Annotated in this window: 18 protein-coding genes; 8 read left to right on the forward strand and 10 right to left on the reverse strand. The window is 69.3% G+C overall.

Translation table 11 applies throughout. From position 1 onward, the window contains the following. Positions 1 to 122 precede the first annotated feature (122 nt). Entirely contained in the window at positions 123 to 1,085 is a 963-nt protein-coding gene (locus ACZ4WQ_RS00590) for an alpha/beta hydrolase (RefSeq protein ID WP_398370340.1), read from the forward strand. Between the two features lie 61 nt (positions 1,086 to 1,146). Here the strand turns inward: ACZ4WQ_RS00590 and ACZ4WQ_RS00595 are convergent, their stop codons facing one another. After that, positions 1,147 to 1,956, reverse strand: a complete 810-nt coding sequence (locus ACZ4WQ_RS00595) for an SDR family NAD(P)-dependent oxidoreductase (protein WP_398370338.1) — start codon at positions 1,954 to 1,956, stop codon at positions 1,147 to 1,149. A gap of 7 nt (positions 1,957 to 1,963) precedes the next feature. Next, a complete protein-coding gene (locus tag ACZ4WQ_RS00600) occupies positions 1,964 to 2,620 on the reverse strand; it encodes an NAD(P)-dependent oxidoreductase (protein WP_398370336.1) in 657 nt (218 codons plus the stop codon). 133 nt (positions 2,621 to 2,753) lie between these two features. Here ACZ4WQ_RS00600 and ACZ4WQ_RS00605 point away from each other — a divergent pair, with 133 nt between their 5' ends. The 4 genes from ACZ4WQ_RS00605 to ACZ4WQ_RS00620 all read left to right on the forward strand — a co-directional run bounded on the left by ACZ4WQ_RS00605 (position 2,754) and on the right by ACZ4WQ_RS00620 (position 5,687). After that, positions 2,754 to 3,194 (forward strand): MarR family winged helix-turn-helix transcriptional regulator, encoded by a 441-nt coding sequence (locus ACZ4WQ_RS00605; RefSeq protein ID WP_385339561.1) that lies wholly within the window; start codon positions 2,754 to 2,756, stop codon positions 3,192 to 3,194. A 114-nt stretch (positions 3,195 to 3,308) separates the two neighbouring features. Further along, positions 3,309 to 4,244, forward strand: coding sequence for a zinc-binding dehydrogenase (locus ACZ4WQ_RS00610; RefSeq protein ID WP_398370333.1), 936 nt, complete (start codon positions 3,309 to 3,311; stop codon positions 4,242 to 4,244). Next, entirely contained in the window at positions 4,241 to 5,236 is a 996-nt protein-coding gene (locus ACZ4WQ_RS00615; protein WP_398370331.1) for an alpha/beta hydrolase family protein, read from the forward strand. Before ACZ4WQ_RS00610 ends, ACZ4WQ_RS00615 begins: the two co-directional genes overlap by 4 nt. A gap of 58 nt (positions 5,237 to 5,294) precedes the next feature. Further along, entirely contained in the window at positions 5,295 to 5,687 is a 393-nt protein-coding gene (locus tag ACZ4WQ_RS00620; protein ID WP_311724948.1) for a hypothetical protein, read from the forward strand. Positions 5,688 to 5,703: 16 nt separating this feature from the next. Here the strand turns inward: ACZ4WQ_RS00620 and ACZ4WQ_RS00625 are convergent, their stop codons facing one another. From ACZ4WQ_RS00625 to rox, 4 genes are all read right to left on the reverse strand, one after another. After that, positions 5,704 to 6,267, reverse strand: a complete 564-nt coding sequence (locus ACZ4WQ_RS00625) for a cysteine hydrolase family protein (RefSeq protein ID WP_311725058.1) — start codon at positions 6,265 to 6,267, stop codon at positions 5,704 to 5,706. A gap of 23 nt (positions 6,268 to 6,290) precedes the next feature. Beyond that, positions 6,291 to 7,721 carry an MFS transporter gene (locus ACZ4WQ_RS00630; protein ID WP_398370329.1) on the reverse strand — a complete coding sequence of 477 codons (1,431 nt, stop codon included), beginning with the start codon at positions 7,719 to 7,721 and terminating at the stop codon, positions 6,291 to 6,293. Then, positions 7,718 to 8,167, reverse strand: a complete 450-nt coding sequence (locus ACZ4WQ_RS00635; RefSeq protein ID WP_398370327.1) for a MarR family winged helix-turn-helix transcriptional regulator — start codon at positions 8,165 to 8,167, stop codon at positions 7,718 to 7,720. The genes ACZ4WQ_RS00630 and ACZ4WQ_RS00635 overlap by 4 nt, the downstream gene beginning before the upstream one ends. Positions 8,168 to 8,235: 68 nt before the next feature. Further along, entirely contained in the window at positions 8,236 to 9,669 is a 1,434-nt protein-coding gene (gene rox / locus ACZ4WQ_RS00640; RefSeq protein ID WP_398370325.1) for a rifampin monooxygenase, read from the reverse strand. A 151-nt stretch (positions 9,670 to 9,820) separates the two neighbouring features. Between rox and ACZ4WQ_RS00645 the strand changes: the two genes are divergently transcribed. Continuing rightward, positions 9,821 to 10,504 carry a maleylpyruvate isomerase N-terminal domain-containing protein gene (locus ACZ4WQ_RS00645; protein ID WP_398370323.1) on the forward strand — a complete coding sequence of 228 codons (684 nt, stop codon included), beginning with the start codon at positions 9,821 to 9,823 and terminating at the stop codon, positions 10,502 to 10,504. A 60-nt stretch (positions 10,505 to 10,564) separates the two neighbouring features. Here the strand turns inward: ACZ4WQ_RS00645 and ACZ4WQ_RS00650 are convergent, their stop codons facing one another. Next, complete coding sequence (locus ACZ4WQ_RS00650) at positions 10,565 to 14,167, reverse strand: CHAT domain-containing protein (protein WP_398370321.1); 3,603 nt, start codon at positions 14,165 to 14,167, stop codon at positions 10,565 to 10,567. Positions 14,168 to 14,632: 465 nt separating this feature from the next. On the opposite strand from ACZ4WQ_RS00650, the gene ACZ4WQ_RS00655 reads away from it, so the two are divergent. Continuing rightward, positions 14,633 to 15,292: a hypothetical protein gene (locus ACZ4WQ_RS00655; protein ID WP_398370319.1), complete on the forward strand. Its 660-nt coding sequence runs from the start codon at positions 14,633 to 14,635 to the stop codon at positions 15,290 to 15,292. 75 nt (positions 15,293 to 15,367) lie between these two features. Here the strand turns inward: ACZ4WQ_RS00655 and ACZ4WQ_RS00660 are convergent, their stop codons facing one another. Then, positions 15,368 to 15,559 carry a DUF397 domain-containing protein gene (locus ACZ4WQ_RS00660; RefSeq protein ID WP_385339540.1) on the reverse strand — a complete coding sequence of 64 codons (192 nt, stop codon included), beginning with the start codon at positions 15,557 to 15,559 and terminating at the stop codon, positions 15,368 to 15,370. After that, complete coding sequence (locus tag ACZ4WQ_RS00665; protein WP_385339537.1) at positions 15,556 to 16,365, reverse strand: helix-turn-helix domain-containing protein; 810 nt, start codon at positions 16,363 to 16,365, stop codon at positions 15,556 to 15,558. The genes ACZ4WQ_RS00660 and ACZ4WQ_RS00665 overlap by 4 nt, the downstream gene beginning before the upstream one ends. Before the next feature lie 172 nt (positions 16,366 to 16,537). Here ACZ4WQ_RS00665 and ACZ4WQ_RS00670 point away from each other — a divergent pair, with 172 nt between their 5' ends. Continuing rightward, positions 16,538 to 16,957 (forward strand): ATP-binding protein, encoded by a 420-nt coding sequence (locus ACZ4WQ_RS00670; protein ID WP_361183648.1) that lies wholly within the window; start codon positions 16,538 to 16,540, stop codon positions 16,955 to 16,957. A 76-nt stretch (positions 16,958 to 17,033) separates the two neighbouring features. On the opposite strand, the gene ACZ4WQ_RS00675 is transcribed toward ACZ4WQ_RS00670, so the two are convergent. Next, positions 17,034 to 17,993 (reverse strand): DMT family transporter, encoded by a 960-nt coding sequence (locus tag ACZ4WQ_RS00675; protein ID WP_398370316.1) that lies wholly within the window; start codon positions 17,991 to 17,993, stop codon positions 17,034 to 17,036. Between the last annotated feature and the right edge of the window lie 47 nt (positions 17,994 to 18,040).

Raw genomic sequence — 18,040 nt, forward strand, 5'->3', positions numbered from 1 at the left:
ACCCCCCATCAAGTTACAGCTTGACTGAAATGACGTTTCAGGCAGACTGTAACTCAGCGCAGAGGGTCACGCCAGTGAGTGCGGCCCTTACGCAGTGACAGGAAGAAGGAGGAGAGGAACTGATGACGGTACCCATGGACACTGAAATCGCGGCCGCGCTGTCCCCGATCATCGCGGCGGCGGAGGCTGCTCCCCCGCTGGCACCCGGTGACTGGCAGACCCGGCGGGAGGTGTTCGGCACGGCAATAGCCGCTCAGGCCGCAGAGCTCCACGCCCCTCCCTGCGTCAGGGTGACGCCCTGCTCGGCCACGGCCGGCGACGGGGCCACGATCCCCTTGCGCCTGTACCAGCGGCAGGATGCCCAGGGGACGTCACAGAGGGCGCCACTGGCCGTCTACCTTCACGGCGGCGGGATGTTCCTCGGCAGCCTTGACACCCACGACACACAATGCCGCATCTATACACATCTCTCCGGCGTCGCGTTGCTTTCGGTCGGCTACCGCCTCGCCCCCGAGCATCCGCACCCGGTCCCCGTAGAGGACTGCTACGCCGCTCTGCGCTGGGCCGAGGCGAACGCCTCCGACCTCGGCATCGACCCCGCTCGCATCGCGATCATGGGAGACAGCGCCGGTGGTGGCCTCGCGGCCGCCGTGGCTCTTCTCTCCCGGGACCGCCGTGGCCCCGCCCTGGCAGCCCAGATCCTGATCTACCCCATGCTCGACGACCGGACCGTCGTCGCCCAGCCCGACCTCGCCGACACAGCAACCTGGAGCGCGGAGGACAACCTCACCGGCTGGCGCTGCCTGTTGGGTGATGCGGCAGGCGGCCCTGACACCCCTGCCTATGCCGCCCCCGCCCGCGCCGACAACCTGCGCGCGCTTCCACCCGCTTACATCGAAACAGGCCAGCTCGACCTATTCCGGGACGAGAACATCGCCTACGCACAACGGCTCAGCCGCGCCGGGGTACCGGTCGAGCTCATCCAGTACCCCGCCGTACCCCATGCCTTCGACACCTTCGATCCCGCGGCAGCCGTCAGCCGCCGCGCGGTCGACAATCGTGTACGGGCATTGGGCGCCCTGTGAGCGCCGGCCACCGGCACTCGGCGTACAGGCACTGAGCCAGGCAGCCGCTTGCGGTGTGCCGCTACGCGGCGGTCGCGCGGTTGGCGGCTTCCCACAGGGCCGTGCCGAGCTCCTCGCTGTGGAGCTGGACGGAACCCCTGGCGGGGCGGGTGTGGACGAAGTAGGAGCCATCAAGGGCCTGTTGGCGGGTAGCCAGCTCAATCAGCCGTTCGGCGCCTTGGCGAGGGGTGCCGATGAACGGGCGGGCGGCGGTCTTCAGGAGGCTGCCGGTCCGTCCCATGTACCGGCCGAAGTCCGAGGCCATGATGCCGGGATGGAAGTCGCCGACGTCCACGCCCGGGTTGCGGCGGTGGAACTCGCGGAGCAGCACTCCAGCGGCGAGCTTGGCCCGGGCGTAGGTCCGGTGGCCCGACACACGCGGCTCTCCCACGAGGGCGGCGGCGAGGTTGTGCGGAGAAAGGACGGCATTGGTGTGGGACCGGGAGTTGGTCAGAAGGACGCGGCCGGTGCCGAGCCTCCCGGCCAACTGTGTCATCAGCAGCCACGGCGCCAGGGCGTTGGCCTGGAAGGAGGCATCGATCCCGTCGTCGGTGAGGCGCGGGGGCATGACGCCTCCGGCGTTGAGGGCCAGCACGTCGATGTTCGGGACGGCGTGGGCCAACCGCGCGGCCAGACTGCGGGTCTGGGACAGGCTGGTGAAGTCGGCCGTGTAGGCGGGCGCGCGCAGTTCCTCACCGATGGCCCTTGTGCGTTTCTCGTCGCGGCCCACGAGGTGCAGTGCGGCGCCTCGGGCGCTGAGGAGGCGGGCGGCCTCGGCACCCGCACCCGAGCTCGCCCCCGTCAGCACAATGATCTTGCCCGTGAGGTTCATTCGAGCGTCATCCTTTCGGCGCGCCGCTGACCGAGAGGCGGTCGGCGGCGGGGCTGGGGGATTCGACGGCGCCCAGCAGGCACTGGGCCAGGTCGGCGCGGCTGATCGCCAGGGGCGAGGGGGTTTTGATGTCGGGATGGGCGGACCAGGCAGGTGAGGCGGGCCGGTCGGTCAGCGAGCCGAAATAGGCGACGGTGAAGTCGAGCCCCGAGGCGGCGAGGATCGCCTCCGCGGTGTCGAAGTCCTGGTAGTCGCGGCGGATGAGCAGCCGGGTCAGCGCCTTGAGCGGCCACGCGGTGTGCTGTCGTGAGGCGCCGCTTCCCCAGGCCAGCGGCATGGCGATACGCCGTACCCGATGCAGATGCATGGCGGCCACCAGATTCGCTGTGGCCCGGGCCATCACCGCGGAGCCGGTACGCGCCTTGAGCCAGAGCGGATTGCCCAGTGCGCTGACGATCGCGTCCTGCCCGTCGACGGCGCGGCGTACGGCGGCCAGGTCATCGCCCACAGCACCCTCCACGATGCGCAGCCCCGGCGCCTCGGCCTGATCCGCACCCCGCCGTACGAGTGCGGTCACCTGGTGTCCGCGCTCCAGGGAGTGGGTGACCACCTGCCTGCCCAGGCCGCCGTTGGCGCCGACCACGAGGAGCTTCATCTCCGTCATCTCACTTCATCACTCATATTTCAGCTGGCCTGAAACTCAGGGCCCAGTCCTGTTTCGCGCCCACTGAAACTGGAGACTGCCCGGAACTCCAGTTAAAGTCAAACTGAAACTTTCCGAGGAGGAACGAGGAGTCGTGACCGCCCAGCCCCCGCCCAACAGCACCGCCTTCCTGCTCGCCGCCCTGGGACGGCGAGCACGCGAGGACGTCGAACGGGCACTCAAGCCGACCGGTTACACGCTGCGCCATCTCTCGGCCCTCGGTCACCTGATGGGGGAACCGGGAATGTCCTACAGCGAACTGGGCCGCAGGGCAGGGATCACCGCACAGAGCGCCCAAGCCACCGTTCGGCAACTGGAAGAGCGCGGTGCCGTCGAGCGCCGCACCGACCCCGGGCGAGGCCGCACCGCGGAACTCCACGTCACGGAAACCGGCCAGGAGCTCCTGCGGGCGGGGCGCGATGCCTACGCCGAAGTGGATGCCGCCCTGGAACGCGTGCTCGGGAAGCAACGGCGCCAGGACCTCACCGGGCTCCTCCTGTCGGCGTTGTCCGGAGTCTCTTCCAGGAAGGACTGAGACCAGGCCCGCTCGCCGGGCCGGCCAGGGACCCCATGGGTGACAACCCTTGGTTGTCGGCTCGCCCAGCAGGTTGTTGGCCCGTCCGGTGCCACCGCCGATTACATGATCCGCATGCAGAGACTGATCCCCACGGGAGATCCGGCGCGCCCGGTGGAGTTCACCGAGGACGCCCAGCCCGTCCCGGCGCCGGACGAGGCGCTGATCCGCGTCGAGGCGTTCACGCCGAACCGAGGCGAGACATTCCTCCTCGAACGGCCGGAGCCGGGCCTGCTGCCCGGCAAGGACGTCACCGGCCTGGTGGTGCAGGCAGCCGCCGACGGCTCCGGCCCACGGGTCGGCACCCGCGTGGTGGGCCACCCGCCCCGGGGAGGGTGGGCCGAGTACGCGGCCGTGCCCACCCACTCGCTCGCCGAACTGCCCGACTCCCTCAGCGCCGTCGAGGCCGCGGCCCTGCCGCTGGCCGGCATCACCGCCCTGCGGCTGCTGCGCACTGCCGGCAGCATGACGGGCAGGCGGATGCTGGTGACCGGCGCCTCGGGCGGCGTCGGCCACTACGTCACCGAGCTGGCCGCCGCCGCGGGCGCGGAGGTCACCGTGGTGACCGCCACCCCGTCGCGCGCCGAGCGGCTGCGCGCTCTGGGCGCCGCGGCGGCCGTGCACGCGGTGGCCGAGGCGCGGGGACCGTTCGACGTGGTGCTGGAGTCCACCGGCGGCGCCGACCTGCCAGTCGCGCTTTCCAAGCTGGCCGCGGGCGGCACGCTGATCTGGTTCGGCCAGGCCAGCCGCACCCCGGCGACGCTGGACTTCTTCGATCTCCTCAACGGCCCGGAAGGCGCCGTCATCCGCCACTTCCACTACGCGGGCCCCAACGCGGGCCCGCCCTACGGCCACGACCTGGCCACCCTGGTGCGCCTGGTGCACGACGGACGGCTCCATCCCGAGATCGACCGCACCGCGGACTGGGCGAAGACCGCCGAGACCCTGGTCGACCTGCGGGAGCGCCGGATCCGCGGCAAGGCGGTCCTCACCACGGGGGTGGCGTCGTGAACGTCGCCGACCTCGCCGCGGAGAATCTGACGCGCGCCACCGCCGCCGGTCTCGACCCGCATGAATACCAGCGTGTCACCACCGAATTGACCTCGGCCGACGGCTGGGGACAGGCGTTTACGAGGGCCGCTCGCCGCCACCTCGTACGCGCGGAACAGGCCGCCTCCCCCATATCGGCCGGCGAGCACTACCAAGCGGCCGCGCGCTGGTTCCACATCGCCACCCTGGGCCCGTACACGGACCGGGCTCCGGCCGAGACCCAAGCCGCCGCCGAGGCCGACGCCGCGATGCGCCGTGCGCTGGAGATTCTGGAACCCGGCGCCCGCCGAGTCGACGGACCCGCCTTCGCCGGCTGGCTCCGCGGCCCGGCCGACGCGCCCGCCACCGTCGTCGTCGTGCCCGGCCTTGACTCCGGCAAGGAGGAGTTCCACGCGGTCACCTCGGCGCTGCTGCGCAGGGGCCTGGCCGTGTTCACGATGGACGGCCCCGGGCAGGGCTCACTCGCGGCCACCACCACGGTCCGGCCCGACTATCACCAGGTGATCGGGCAGGTCGTGGACGCGCTCGGCGTCGACCGGGTCGGGCTCGTCGGTCTCAGCCTGGGCGGTTACTACGTCGCGCAGAGCGCCGCCCACGACCCCCGCGTGGCCGCCGCCACCACCGTGAGCGGTCCTTTCCGCCTCGACTGGGACACCTTTCCGCCCCCGCTCCGGAACATCCTCACCCGGCGCGCCGGAGGAACCCGGGCGGCCCGTGACTTCGCCGACCGGGTCGACCTGTCCGCGCCGGCGCCCCGCATCGCCTGCCCGCTCCTGGTGGTCGACGGTGGCCAGGACGACATCTCAGGAGTGATCTGCGGGGAGCCGCTGGCCCGCCTGGCACCGCGCGGCGAGTACCTGCTCGTCCCGTACGGCGACCATCTGCTGGGCAACGCCCACGCGGACTGGCTGCCCGCGGTCGCCGACTGGATGTCCGAGGCGCTCGGGATGTGACGATCTCCCGGTCGTCGGAGTATTCCCGGCCGAGGCACGGCCTGGCAGAGTCCCGATCATGAAAGACATTCGAAGACAGCAGCTGGGGCTGTTCCCCGGAGTCGCGCTGGCCGCCGCGCTGCCGGGGATCACGCTCGACGAGACCGGCGAGTCCCCGCTGTTCGGTTACTTCTTCGCGTACATCCTCTTCGCGGGCATCAGCACCGCGCTCTGGGCCACGCCCAAGGATCCGTACCAAGGGCTCCTGTTGCCGATCCTGGCAGTCATCGGCCTCATCCAGGACACGCTGGTGTGGTACCTCATCGCCTGGCTGTCCGAGGTCCGTGTGGACAGCGTGTGGTGGGCGCTGGCCGGGGCCTTCGTGGTGCGGGGGTGCTGCTGGGCCGCCGTGTGGATCCTGCCGTCCGGGACGTCCGGGACGCCGACGCCGGACGGCACTTCGGAGACGTAACGCGCGCCGAGCGCACTCACCCCACCGCCGCCGCCCACTGGTCGACGGTGCTGACCTCGGCCTGTCCCGGGAACACCTTCTCGATCAGCAGCCGGTGAACCTCCGGGTCACGGTCGGCACAGCCGTCGGCCAGCACGGTGAGCCCGTAGTCGAGGTCGGCGGCCTGGCGCAGCGTGGACAGGACGACGCCGCTGGTCGCCAGGCCGGTCAGGACGAGCCGGGTGATTCCGGCGGACCGCAGGACCAGCTCCAGATCGCTGCCGGTGAAGGCGCTGACCCGCTTCTTGGTGACCACGACCTCCCCGGGCCTGGGCGCGACGTCGGGGTGGATGGCCGCGTGGGGGTCGCCTTCGGCGAAGGCGCCAGGCGGCAGGGCGCTGAACATCGCATTACGGCCGGACACTTCGGGGTGGCCGGAGCGGAAGCCGATGACCACGTACACGACCGGGATGTCGGCCCGGCGGGCGGCGTCGATGGCGCGGCCCAGGCGGGGCAGGTAGTCGGGGTCGTCCTGGACGCGGGCCACGATGCCCTCCTGGATGTCCATCACGAGCAGCGCGGTGTTGTCGGGCACGTTCACGTTCACTGAACCTTTCCATGCATTTAGGTAGTAGTAGAAGACCGGTCGTCGGCCCCGATCCGGCCCAGCGAGCGGTCCACGACCGTGACCGCCAGGAACACGGCGGCGACGGCGAGCATGAACCAGGCCAGACCGTGCAGCCCGCCGGTGTCGGCGCGGGTGCCGTAGAAGGCGCCGTACGCGCTGGAGGCGACGATCGCGCCGAGGTAGAAGAAGGTACGCATCAGCCCCGCCGAGGACCCGATCCGCTCCGGGTCGGCCTGGTGGTACACCGCGTTCTGGAGCGCCAGGTTGTTCAGCCCCTGCGGTATGCCGAAGAGCAGCGCGACAGCGATCAGCAGCCACACCGGGCTGTCCGGCCGCAGCAGGAGCATCGTGGCGCACGCGGCGATCTGCCCCAGAGCGCCGACGACGAGCTTGCCGCGCACCTCGGGGCGGCGGCCGGTGGCGGTGGACACGGCGATCCCGACCAGGAACACCGGCAGCTGCGCAAGACCCGCCTGCGATGCGCTCAGCCCCCGCCCCTCCTCCAGCCACTGCGGGTAGCCGTACAGAAAGACGTACGACACGACGGCGGCGAGGACGGTACGCCCGTATGTGAGGACCAGCGGCCGGTTGCCGCCGAGCACCCGCAGATCGATGAACGGCTCCGCCACCCGCAGCTCCCGCACCGTGAACCCGGTCGCCGCCAGAGCCACGAGCACCGGCAGATACCAGCGGTCGGCCCGCGGCTGCATCAGGAACAGCAGCAGTGAGACGAGCATCGCGGCGAACAGCGCCATCCCGGCCAGGTCCAGCCTGATCCGCTCGCCGCCGCGTTCCGAGGGGTCCGACGGGTCCGACGGGGGCGCCTTGGGCAGCCGCCGGGCGCCGAGGATCAGACCGGCCACCGCCAGCGGGATGTTGACGGCGAACGTGGTGCGCCAGCCGCCCACGCCGATCAGCAGCCCGCCCAGGGACGGCCCGATGACGGCGACGGTCTGGTTGGCGACCGCGAGCGTGGTCAGCACCCCGGCGGGGCTCTCCCGCCCCGTCCGCCGGGCCTCGCCCCGGATCAGGTACATCGCCGCCGGATAGCCCGCGCACGTACCGAACCCGAGCACCACCCGCGCGGCGATCAGCACCCCCAGATTCGGGGCCAACACCCCCATCAGCCCCGCGATCCCGCCCAGCGACATCCCGGCGAGGAACAGTCGGCGCGGCCCGTAGAGGTCGATCAGCCGACCCACCACGGGCTGGCCTATCGAGGTGGCCAGATAGAGCGCGGACACCAGCCACGCCGTCTGCGCGGGCGGCGCCCCGAGCGCGACGCCGATCGGCACCAACGCCACCGCGACGATGGTGGAGTTGATCGGGTTCAGCACCGAACCCAGGATCATCGGCGCGAGCAGCCTCCGGTCGAAGGCGTCGCCCGTCCGTTTCCTGGCCCTCCGTCGCACGAGCCGCGCGATCATGCGCGGCTGAGCCGGTCCAGCAGGGCCAGCGCCTTGATGATGTCCTGCCGCTCGTCTTCCGTGTAGCCGGATTCGAGCGCCTGGGCGAGCCATTCCTCGCCTGCCCGCCGCTTGTCGTCCACGTACGCGCTACCGCTCTCGCTCAGCGAGATGAGCTGCCGCCGCCCGTCGTCGGGATCGGGCCGCCGCTGGATCAGTCCGCGCTCGTCGAGCACACCGAGCGTGGCCGCCATCGACTGCGGCCGTACGCGCTCGGCCACCGCCAGATCGCTGGTCGAGGCCGGGCCGTCCTTGCTCAGCCTGCTGAGCACGGCCGTCTGCGTGGGGGTGAGCTCTTCGTTGTCGTACGTCTCCTTGAGCCGTCGACGCAGCCGCCCGACCACGACCCGGATCTCATGCGCGGCGCGCACGGCGGAGGCGGACATGTCGTGAGGGGTCTCTGCCATGCCTTCACGGTAAACCCTTCAGTCCAGCCTGTCCAGCTGAAACTGAACAGTCTGGACTGCATAACTGCTCAACTGAGAGCAGCGCCGAACCACGTGGGCAGATGGCCGAGCAGATCCTGCTGGTCTTCGCCCACCCACGCCACGTGGCCGTCCGGCCGCAGCAGCACGGCGGGCACGTCCAGCTCCTCACCGACATCGACGACGTGGTCGACGCGATCCGCCCAGCCCGCCACCGAGAGCCGGCCGGTCTGGTCGAGCAGCAGTCCCCGGCCGCCGTGCATCAGCTCGTAGAGGCGACCGCGCTTCAACGTCACGTCCCGCATCCGCCGGCCGAGCAGCTCATGCCCCTCGCCGAAGCCGAAGTCGTAGCGGACCCCGATCGCGATGATCTTCTCGATCAGGTGGCGGTTCACGTCCTCGAAGTTCATCAGTTCCGACAGCAGCCGACGCACCGCCTGCGGACCCGGCTCGGGGGACATCAGCTCCATCTGCGCGCGGGTGCTGTCCAGCACGTCGGCGGCCACCGCGTGCCGTTCGGTGTGGTAGCTGTCCAGCAGCCCCTCCGGCGCCCAGCCGTTGACCTCGGCGGCCAGCTTCCAGCCGAGGTTGAACGCGTCCTGGAGGCCGAGATTGAGGCCCTGCCCGCCCGTCGGCGGGTGGACGTGCGCCGCGTCGCCGGCCAGCAGCACCCGGCCGGTCCGGTAGCGCTCGGCCAGCCGGGTGGCGTCGCCGAAGCGGGACAGCCAGCGCGGTGAGTGCACGCCGAAGTCGGTGCCGGCGAACACCCGCAGCTGTTGCTTGAACTCCTCCAGGGTCGGCGGCACCGAGCGGTCCTCGGCCACCCGCTCGGCGGGCACGACGACGCGGTACACACCGCCCCCGAAGGGCCCGAGGCCGAACCTCAGATGGGTCTTGCGGACTTCGGCCACCACGGCGGCCACCGTGGTCTGCTCCACCGCCACCTCCATCTCGCCCAGCAGCGTGTCGTGCCTGGAGGGCTCGCCGGGGAAGCCGACGCCGAGCAGCTTCCGTACGGTACTGCGGCCGCCGTCGCAGCCGACGAGGTAGCGCGACCGCAGTCGCGCGCCATCGGCCAGCTCGACGGTCACCCCCTGCTCGTCCTGGCTCAGCCCGACCAGCTCACAGCCGCGCCGGATCTCGGCGCCCAGCTCGGTGGCGCGCTCGGCCAGCAGGCGATCGGTGGTGGGTTGCGGGATGCCCAGGACGTAGGGATGCGTGGTGTCCAGCCCGCCGGGCGAGGGCTTGGTGATGGCGGCGAAGAAGCCGCCGACCGGGTGCTGCCGACCATGAGCGAGGAACCGCTCCAGCAGGCCGCGCTGGTCCATCACCTCAATGCTGCGCACGTGCAGCCCGAGCGAACGGACATACGCGGTCGGCTCCGCCTCCTTCTCCAGTACGAGCACGTGCACGCCGTGCAGCCGCAACTCCCCGGCCAGCATCAAACCGGTCGGCCCGCCGCCAGCGATGATCACGTCAATCACGAAATTCCCCATGCCATGAGATGGAACGTTCTGGCCTCGGCCGAGGATTCTGCGCCACGACCGGGGCCTTGCCGCAAGGCCCCCCATGAGCTATAGGTTGATAGTGGCGGGGAGAGTGTTCTCCTTGCCTTTTGTCGTGAGCTTGACCGGCATGGATCAGAACCAGGTGCTGGAAGCGTTCCGCCTCGAAGCCGGGGAACTCACGAAGGCTGTTGCCGGTCTGTCGGAGGCCGAGTGGGATCGCCCAACACGGTGTGAGCCCTGGTCCGTTCGCGAGTTGCTGGGGCATGTGCGGATCGTGATCGCCTGGCTTCCGCAGATGCTGGACAGCCCGGCTCCGGACAGCGCCGAGGTCACTGCGGTGGGGTATTACAGGCCGGACGATCGGTTCAGCCCGCAGACGAACGCCACCCGCATCGACCTGGCCCGCAACCACGCGGCAGAGCACGCCAACGGCGCCGCTCTCGCCGACGACTTCGCCGCAACGTGGCAGCGGGTGGACCGGTTGTGCCGGGACCAACCGGAAAACCGTGTCGTGCGGACGCGCCACGGCGACGCGATGCTGCTCTCGGAGTTCCTGATCACCCGGGTGGTGGAGGTCGCGGTTCACGGCCTGGACGTGGCGGATGCGCTGGGATGCGAACCGTGGCTGACTGCGGAGGCCGGGATGGTTGTGCGGCACCTTCTGCTCGGGCCCGGCCAGTTGGACGCCGTACGTGCACTGGGCTGGGACGAGCCCACCTTCCTGCGCAAGGCCACGGGTCGCGCGGCGCTCGACGCGGCGGAGACCGCGCGGGTCGAGCGGCTCGGTATCCAGTGGCTCACGCTCGGCTGACGCCGACCAGTTGCCGCACACGCCCCGCACAACCCGCACTGGCCTGTGAAATCCCCAAGATCATGGGCCTACGTGCACATACGCGGCCCATCGCAACGGATCTGTCGGGTCGTTCAGACGAAGCGCGGCCACAGAATTATGAAGTGCGCGAGCGGCGTTGCGGGCATCCGGGCGACCGTCGCGGTGGAGAGCGGCATAGACGGCGGTAGCCACATCCGGGGCCGAGCTGTCGTAGATGCTCCACATCGTCGCGATCACATGCCGGTACCCGGCCAACTGCATCGTCGCGGCCAGGTGCATCGCCTCGTCGGGCACGTTCACACCTCCGGCGGCTGTGTCACACGCTGACAAATACGCCAGTTCGGCGTGCGGTAGATGCAGCCCGTGGAGTTCAGCCAGAGTGAGCCGCCCGTCGTACAGCAGGAAAGAACTCTGCGACGCGTCCATGAGGTTCTGCTCGGCATGGCAGGCAAAGTGGACCCACGGACTCTGGCCCAGAGCTTGCAGTACCGCCTCGCGTGTGGCCCTCCGCCCAATCAGTGGGGGCGTGATCGAGACCTTCGGGAGGCGGGCGTGGAGTTCACCCAGTTCACGCTCCACTCCCGGCAGCGACGGCTGACCCGGAGTTTCCGGCATGCCAATGGCCAACAACCCGTCGAATGGCGGGCTTTCCTGCTGATCATCGTGGGCGCGACGCAGGGCCGTGAGTGTCGGCGTATACGAGGAGACGACAAGATCGGGCACAGCACGAACCCCGGCCACCCGGGCTGCCTCGGCGGAGGCGGAACGATGCCGAGGGTGGTGTCCGGCGGCGTGCAGCGGCAGCAGAGCAAGCCGGCCAGTGGGACACCACCACACGCGCGGCGGCAGCCCGTCCGCGGTGTCCGAGGGGCCGAGGTGGTCCAGCACCGGCCCCGCTATCCGATCCCACAACCAGTCCAGCACGTCGTGCACAGCATGACGGTCGGCTTCCCGGCGCAGAAAGGGACGCCTGCGCTGCTCACGTCGTGAGAGCAGTACGTTGAGGAACGCCACCACCTGCCCCGCCACATCGGCCTGAGCAAGGTCCGGCAGGTCGATGACCTCGACCGGCGCGGTAGCGTCTCTGAGCAAGAGAGCGTGGCAGGCGATCTCGCTCACGTTGATGATAACGACCGCCCCCCGGGTAGCCGCACGTCTCAGTTCGTCGAACGGCACCGGGGCCAGAAAACGCTCGAACCCTTCCAGACGGCGAACTTGAGCGACGAGATCATCCCATTCACGACACAGCTCGGCACGCTCCTGCGCCAATAGTTCGTGTGGTAACGGAGACAGTGCGCTGTCCTTGTGTGTTTGGGCCGAGTTGGTACTCGCAAAAGGCTGTCGGGCGTCCAACAGCTGGCGTACGCGCATCAGGTCGGCTGCCAGCGTTGGAGCCTTCTTCTCCAGATCCGTCAGGTCACCCCGGGTGTGGAGCGACTGGTTCTGGATGATCGTCCGGCCCTGTTCGAGAATCTCGACGGCACGCTCCGGCTCGCCGGCCAGTATGCAGCAGGCAGCCGCAGCGGAAGCGAGCCCAGACCATTCGGTCAAATGATTCTCTCGTGCCCTGCCGCTGAGTCCGTGCCACGCCAGTTGTGGCAGGAGAAGCACGGCCCGGCCATACCCCTCTGCCGCGAGAACGTAGTCGCCGAGTGCGACAGCGGCCCGTCCCCAGGTAGCGCAGCTTTTGATGCGGTCCGGCAGCGTGGCGACGGTAATGTCCGCAGCGTGGCGGCAGCACCTGATGGCCTCGCGTAGATCGGCGGGGTCGCGCTCGTGCTGGTATCGATGCCTCAGGGCTTCACCGAGGCTCTGCCAAGCCCTTGAAAGCCCGATGTCGTCGCCGCGCGCCGCTGCGACAGCCTCCCGGGTGAGGGCCACGGCACGATCAAGGTCCGAACTCTCTTCCCGCTCGAGGACATCGACACCGACGCCGAGCACCTCGGCGAGACGCCCCAGAAGTTCCCAGTACCAACGATGCGTCTTGGACGTGACGGCTACGGCCTGTTCGGCGGCGTCGATGGCTTCCTTGAGGTCTGCTGGTGATTCCTCGCGTCGGAAGCGGCTCAGCAGCAGATCAGCGAGCATTGATTGATGGAGCCCCACGTCGGGGTGGTTGCGCGGCGCCGCCGCCACGGCCTCACGCGCCCACGTGATCACCTCGTCGAGGCCCTCCGTACCGAAGCCCTGCCGCAGACGAGTCAGCAGGGCCTGGATGAGGTGAGATATGGCCATGGCACGGTAGGGCCCCGGTGAGCCAGGCGGGTACGCCGCGACCGCCTCGGTCGCCAGTCGGATGGCACGGTCCAGGTCCGCCGGTTCCCAAGTGTGCTCGAACCTCAAAATGAGGGCCAGGCTGAGGCCGGACAAGGCGAATGGGTTGTCCTCTGGGGCGGAGACCGCCTCGGTGCCAAGTCGAATGGCTGCTTCGAGATCCTCAGGTGACCTGCGCAGTTCGTACCTGACTCGGTATGAGGCTGCGAGATTTCCCAAAATGCGTCCCCGATCGTCGTCGCGCTCCGCAATCGCGGCCAAGGCCTCCTCCTCGACACGGATGGCCCTGTCGATATCCGACGGATCCCCAGTCCGCTCGTATCGGAAGTACAGGGCCGCCCCGAGCTGGGTCAGAAACCGCGCTCGGCGGGTGTCGGGGGCTTCGGCAAGCACCCTCTCCATGATCTCAACGGAAGTGTCCAGATCGGCGGTGTCTCCCAGCAGGTCGTAGCGCGTCAGTAAGCACTCTCTCAGTGTGGTCGTGTAGCGGCCGAGGTCAGGGTCCTCGGGACTCGCTGCTTCGAAGGCAGTCAGGCCCAGCTCTATTGCCTCATCAAGGTCGGACAGGGTGTCCGTGCGCTCGTAGCGAAGGAACAATGCCGACGCCAGACGATTCATCCGGGACGCCCGGTGACGATGTCCGGGCTGCGTTTCGACCACCGCCTGGCGTCCGGCGAGCACGGCCTGCTCCAGATCGGTCAGCGCACCGCCATGTTCGTAGCGGGACAACAGCGACTCGCACAGCAACGTCAGACGGCGAGACAGCTCCGGATTCTCCTTGGCCGTGGACTCGAGCGAAAGCTGACGGAGCTCAATGGCCTCGTCAAGATCGTGCGACTGCCCGGTGTGTCGGAACCGGGTCCACAGAACGCCGGCAAGCTGGGCCAGCGGCAGGCCCGGCACATCGAGTCCACTGATCGAGAGTTCGAGGGCACGGCGGAAACACGTCACGGTCTCGTCGAGGGTCTTGATGTCCCGCGTTCGCTCGTACTCCTGGTACAGCCGCCTTGCCTTGTCGCGTGTCTCGGCGGCCCGTCGGTCGAGGGTGGCGACGGCCTCGTAGAATTCCGCCGGCGCGCCAGCCGGATCCAGCTCAGCCCTGAGCAGAAGTAGCCTCACCCCATGGCCGAGGTCGGCGTACGAATCGCTGTCCGAACGGGAAGCGTGCCGCGTCATATAGAACTCCACGAGCGCGTCAAGCGCCTCGAAGGAGACGATGCGTTGGCCTGAGCCACCGTCCCGGATCATGAGCGCCTCGAGCTCATTCGCCTCGTCCAGCGCCGCATCATCGAACAGCGCCGACGTATCCCCCCGATCCCTGAACTGCGCCGCCCGGGAGAGAAGCGCCGTAATGAGCCGCTCGCGCACGGCATCTACTCTACCGGTGCCAGGTTGCACACGAACGGACGGCAAGTCAGTTGGGGGCGATCACAGGATGCCGACGTCTGAGCACAAGAGCAGTGAACCTTGGGAACGATCCTCGGACTTCGTATGGACCGACAAGGCCTACGACCTGTTGCAGCAGGACCTCCTCCACGCCGAGATCAGTTTCGCCGGAGGCGTGCTGAGCTCCCGGGTTTGGGGAAGTTGTCCTCGGTGCGCGGGGCTGCTGGACGACAGGCAAGTCCTGACAGCGGTCAGCGACTTCATCACGTCCCGCGGCACGGCCGCCGAGGAGTCTTCGGGCGGGGAACCGCCCTTTGTGGTCGTCGATGTCACGTGTCACTGCGGTGTGCAGCACCCCAACGCCCCTGAGGGGTCGATGGGTTGCGGAGTCAGCTTCCGGGTGGAGCTGGAAGCCGAAAGCGACCCAGCCGCTCATCAGGGACAGACATGACCGCGTACCGGCCCAGGCGGCCGACAAGCAGCCCATCAGCCTCCGACCTCGCCGAGCGGGACGCCTTTGCCGCCATGTCGGCCACGTCCCTGGACGTGGTCCGCGCAAGCGCCGAGACCTGGAGAAACGGGCTCTCAGCCTTCGTCACCCTGGTTACCACGGGCATCGTGATCAAGGGGCGCGATACGACAGGTGTCTTGTCCACAGGATGGCGGATGGCTGTCACCCTGCTCATCGGCGGCGGGCTGCTCGCCGCGATCCTCGGGCTGTGGCAGGCGCTCGCGGCTCAGGCCGGTACTCGGCCCAGAGCGACCACGCTGGCTGCCATTCATCGCGCATACAGTTCCGTCGCCGCATACCAGGTCGCCCTGGCCAACGCGGCCGCCACCCGCGTCCGGCGCGCGCAGTACCTCGTTGCCGTCGCGCTGGCCCTCCTACTCGCCGGCATCGTGGTCACCTGGTGGGCGCCCGCCGCCGACGCCAAAGAACAGAAGCCTGCCTACCTGAAGGTGCGTCACCAGGGACGGTCCAGTTGCGGAACGCTGCGGTCGGCGGATGGCGGCTACCTCAGGCTCAAGAGCCCCGGAAGCCATGAACTGGCTGTGATTCCGCTGGTCAAGATCACCAATATGCGAATGGTCAAGTCCTGTAAATGAGCCGGGCAGCACCTTCAGAACCCGTCGGCGCGGGCCCCGCGTCAGCGGTGGCCCGCGCCGTCTCTCGGACGAGTTTTAGCGGTGTGCGGCGAACCCTACGAACTGGGTCCACGCGTCGGGGGTGACGGCCAGGATCGGGCCGGTGGTGTTCTTGCTGTCCCGGACGTGGACGGTGTCGGGGCGGGTGGCGACCTCGACGCACTCGCCGCCCTCGCTGCCGCTGTAGCTGCTCTTGAACCAGACCAACTCGCGTATGTCTCCGCTCATAGCTCCCCCAGCAACTTCTCGATGAAGATGGACGACTCTCGTGGGTTGAGAGCCTGGGCCCGGATGATCCCATATCGGGCGGCGATGATGTGGACATCTTCCCGGTCAGTGAGCAGAGCGCTGCGCCCCTGACCCTCAAGATACGCAAGTTGCTCGCCGCCCCTGGGAGTCATCAGGGTGAACGGCCCGTCCAGGCCAGCGCTGTCTTCCCGCCCCAGAGGCATCACCTGGACTTCCACGTTGCGCCTCTCCCCGACCAGGAGCAGGTGTTCCAACTGCCCACGCAGTACCTGCACACCGCCAATCGGCCGCCGCAGAACGGACTCCTCGACAACGAAGCCCAAGAGGGGCGCCGGTCGTGCGCCGAAAATCGCCTGCCGCTCCATCCTCGCGGCTACACGCTGTTCGACGATCTCTTCATCCAGCAGTGGACGCCGCATCCCGAGTACGGCTCGCGCGTAGTCCTCCGTCTGCAACAACCCGGGCACGGCCAGATGTGCGTAAATCTGCACCTCAGCCGCCACCGCCTCCAACCGCGCCGCATCGCGGAAGAACGCCGGATACCGCGCCTGCGCCAGCTCCTCCTTCATCGCCGTCAGCACGCCTCCGGCGTCCAGCACCTCATCGGCCTTGTCGACCAGCTCCGGCTTGGGGATACGCCGCCCGCACTCGACCGACGCCACCTGGTCCACGCTGTACCCGATAAGCGACCCCAATTCCGCCCGAGTGAGCCCGGCGCGTTCCCGGAACAGCTTCAGCTGCTTACCGAAGCCCCTCAGGAACGCGGACCGCTCCGTACCTGCCATGTCACACCCCTCCCATCACACTTCGCGTGTTCGTACAGGCACTGTCCGTACACGCGCGCTTCCTGGTCAGGCTAGGCACAAGCGCACAAGGCTGGCTCCCATGACGACCGAAAATGCCCCCTCACGAGGTACACGCCCGGAACAGTTCCCTCCGGCACCAGGCGAGTTCGCCATGCGCTTCACCGCGACTCCACGCGGCGCGCGCCTCGCCCGGCGGCTCGTATCGCACCGGCTCGCCGCGTGGGGCTACCCGTACGATTCCGGCCCCAACGAGACCGCCACCCTCATCACGAGCGAGCTGGCCGCCAACGCCGTACGCCACGGCCGCGTCCCCGGGCGCGACTTCCACGTACGCGTGACCGTGCCGCCCACCAGCCCCAAGCCCGTGATCCGGATCGAGGTGTCGGACACCCGCGCCGAGAAGCAGCCTGCGCTCGGAACCGCCGCCCTGGACGCGGAAACCGGCCGTGGCCTGTACCTCGTCTCGCAGCTCGCCGAGCGCTGGGCCGTCGAGCCCCGGCCAGGCGACGCGCCCGGGAAGACCGTGTGGGCCGAGGTCTCGACCGGCACCAAGCCGCCGGACTCCTGCTGATACCGGGTTTGTGGTGAGTATGAGACGACGACACGCCGATGCCACGGCGTGTCGGTGTCTCATACTCACCACAAAGTCACTGCACGTCGGCGGGGGCGGGCTCGGGCCCGGACTCGGTGGCCTGCGGAGCAGGAGCAGACGCGCGGGACGGACGGGGGCGGGAGCGGGAGACGGCCACGCCGGTCAGGCACAGCGCGCCACCGAGGAGGGTCAGCCACGCGGGCACCTCGTCGAGGAACGCCCAGCTCAGCAGGACCACGATGGCCGGGACGGCGTAGGTCGTCGCGCCCAGTCGGCTGGCGGGCATGCGGGCGAGGGCGTAGGTCCAGGTGGTGAAGGCGAGGGCGGTGGGCACCACGCCGAGGTAGAGCATGTTGAGCGTCGCGGAGGTGGGGGCGTCCGGCAGTTCGGTGGCCAGTTGCCCGGCGAAGGGGAGGCAGGCCACCGTACCGACGAGGCAGCCGTACGCCGTGATCTGGAGCGGAGTCCCGTACCCGAGCGCGGGCTTCTGGGCGACCACGCCGGTCGCGTACGCCATGGCCGCGAGGAGGCACAGCGCCACGCCGAGCACCGAGGTGCCGCCCTCGTGGCCGGACGAGGTCGACAGGCCGACCACCACCGCACCACCGAAGGAGACCGCCATTCCGGCGAGCAGCCGTGGCGGCAGCGCTTCGCCGAGCAGCCGGGCCGCGAGGAGGGCCATCAGGATCGGTCCGATGTTGACCAGGAGGGCCGCCGTACCGGCGTCGACCAGTCGCTCGCCCCAGTTCAGGGCGACCATGTAGCCGCCGAACCAGACCACTCCGGAGACGAGGATGCCGCGCCAGGCGCCCCGGGGCGGCAGCCCCTCGCGGCGTATCGCCACCAGGGCGAACAGCACCAGCGAGGCGGCGAGCAACCGGCCGAGTGCGAGCGCGCCCGGGGAGTACGCGGCGCCCGCGCTGCGGATGGAGACGAAGGCGGACGCCCAGGCGAGCACGGAGAAGGTGGCGGCGCCGGCCGTGAGGACGCCGGGAGAGGCGAGGCGGGAACTCATGTGCGCAGCCTAAGGGCCGAACATTTTGGTGTCCACCGAAATATTCG

It is taken from the genome of Streptomyces sp. NPDC028305 (assembly GCF_055569495.1).

What these genes read in the sequence shown, in the direction of transcription:
- ACZ4WQ_RS00645 (WP_398370323.1), top strand. Translation starts at nt 9,821, where the DNA reads ATGGATCAGAACCAGGTGCTGGAAGCGTTCCGCCTCGAAGCCGGGGAA.
- ACZ4WQ_RS00630 (WP_398370329.1), bottom strand. Translation starts at nt 7,721, where the DNA reads ATGATCGCGCGGCTCGTGCGACGGAGGGCCAGGAAACGGACGGGCGAC.
- ACZ4WQ_RS00600 (WP_398370336.1), bottom strand. Translation starts at nt 2,620, where the DNA reads ATGACGGAGATGAAGCTCCTCGTGGTCGGCGCCAACGGCGGCCTGGGC.
- ACZ4WQ_RS00655 (WP_398370319.1), top strand. Translation starts at nt 14,633, where the DNA reads ATGACCGCGTACCGGCCCAGGCGGCCGACAAGCAGCCCATCAGCCTCC.
- ACZ4WQ_RS00670 (WP_361183648.1), top strand. Translation starts at nt 16,538, where the DNA reads ATGCGCTTCACCGCGACTCCACGCGGCGCGCGCCTCGCCCGGCGGCTC.
- ACZ4WQ_RS00665 (WP_385339537.1), bottom strand. Translation starts at nt 16,365, where the DNA reads ATGGCAGGTACGGAGCGGTCCGCGTTCCTGAGGGGCTTCGGTAAGCAG.
- ACZ4WQ_RS00675 (WP_398370316.1), bottom strand. Translation starts at nt 17,993, where the DNA reads ATGAGTTCCCGCCTCGCCTCTCCCGGCGTCCTCACGGCCGGCGCCGCC.
- ACZ4WQ_RS00595 (WP_398370338.1), bottom strand. Translation starts at nt 1,956, where the DNA reads ATGAACCTCACGGGCAAGATCATTGTGCTGACGGGGGCGAGCTCGGGT.
- ACZ4WQ_RS00635 (WP_398370327.1), bottom strand. Translation starts at nt 8,167, where the DNA reads ATGGCAGAGACCCCTCACGACATGTCCGCCTCCGCCGTGCGCGCCGCG.
- ACZ4WQ_RS00610 (WP_398370333.1), top strand. Translation starts at nt 3,309, where the DNA reads ATGCAGAGACTGATCCCCACGGGAGATCCGGCGCGCCCGGTGGAGTTC.
- ACZ4WQ_RS00620 (WP_311724948.1), top strand. Translation starts at nt 5,295, where the DNA reads ATGAAAGACATTCGAAGACAGCAGCTGGGGCTGTTCCCCGGAGTCGCG.
- ACZ4WQ_RS00590 (WP_398370340.1), top strand. Translation starts at nt 123, where the DNA reads ATGACGGTACCCATGGACACTGAAATCGCGGCCGCGCTGTCCCCGATC.
- ACZ4WQ_RS00660 (WP_385339540.1), bottom strand. Translation starts at nt 15,559, where the DNA reads ATGAGCGGAGACATACGCGAGTTGGTCTGGTTCAAGAGCAGCTACAGC.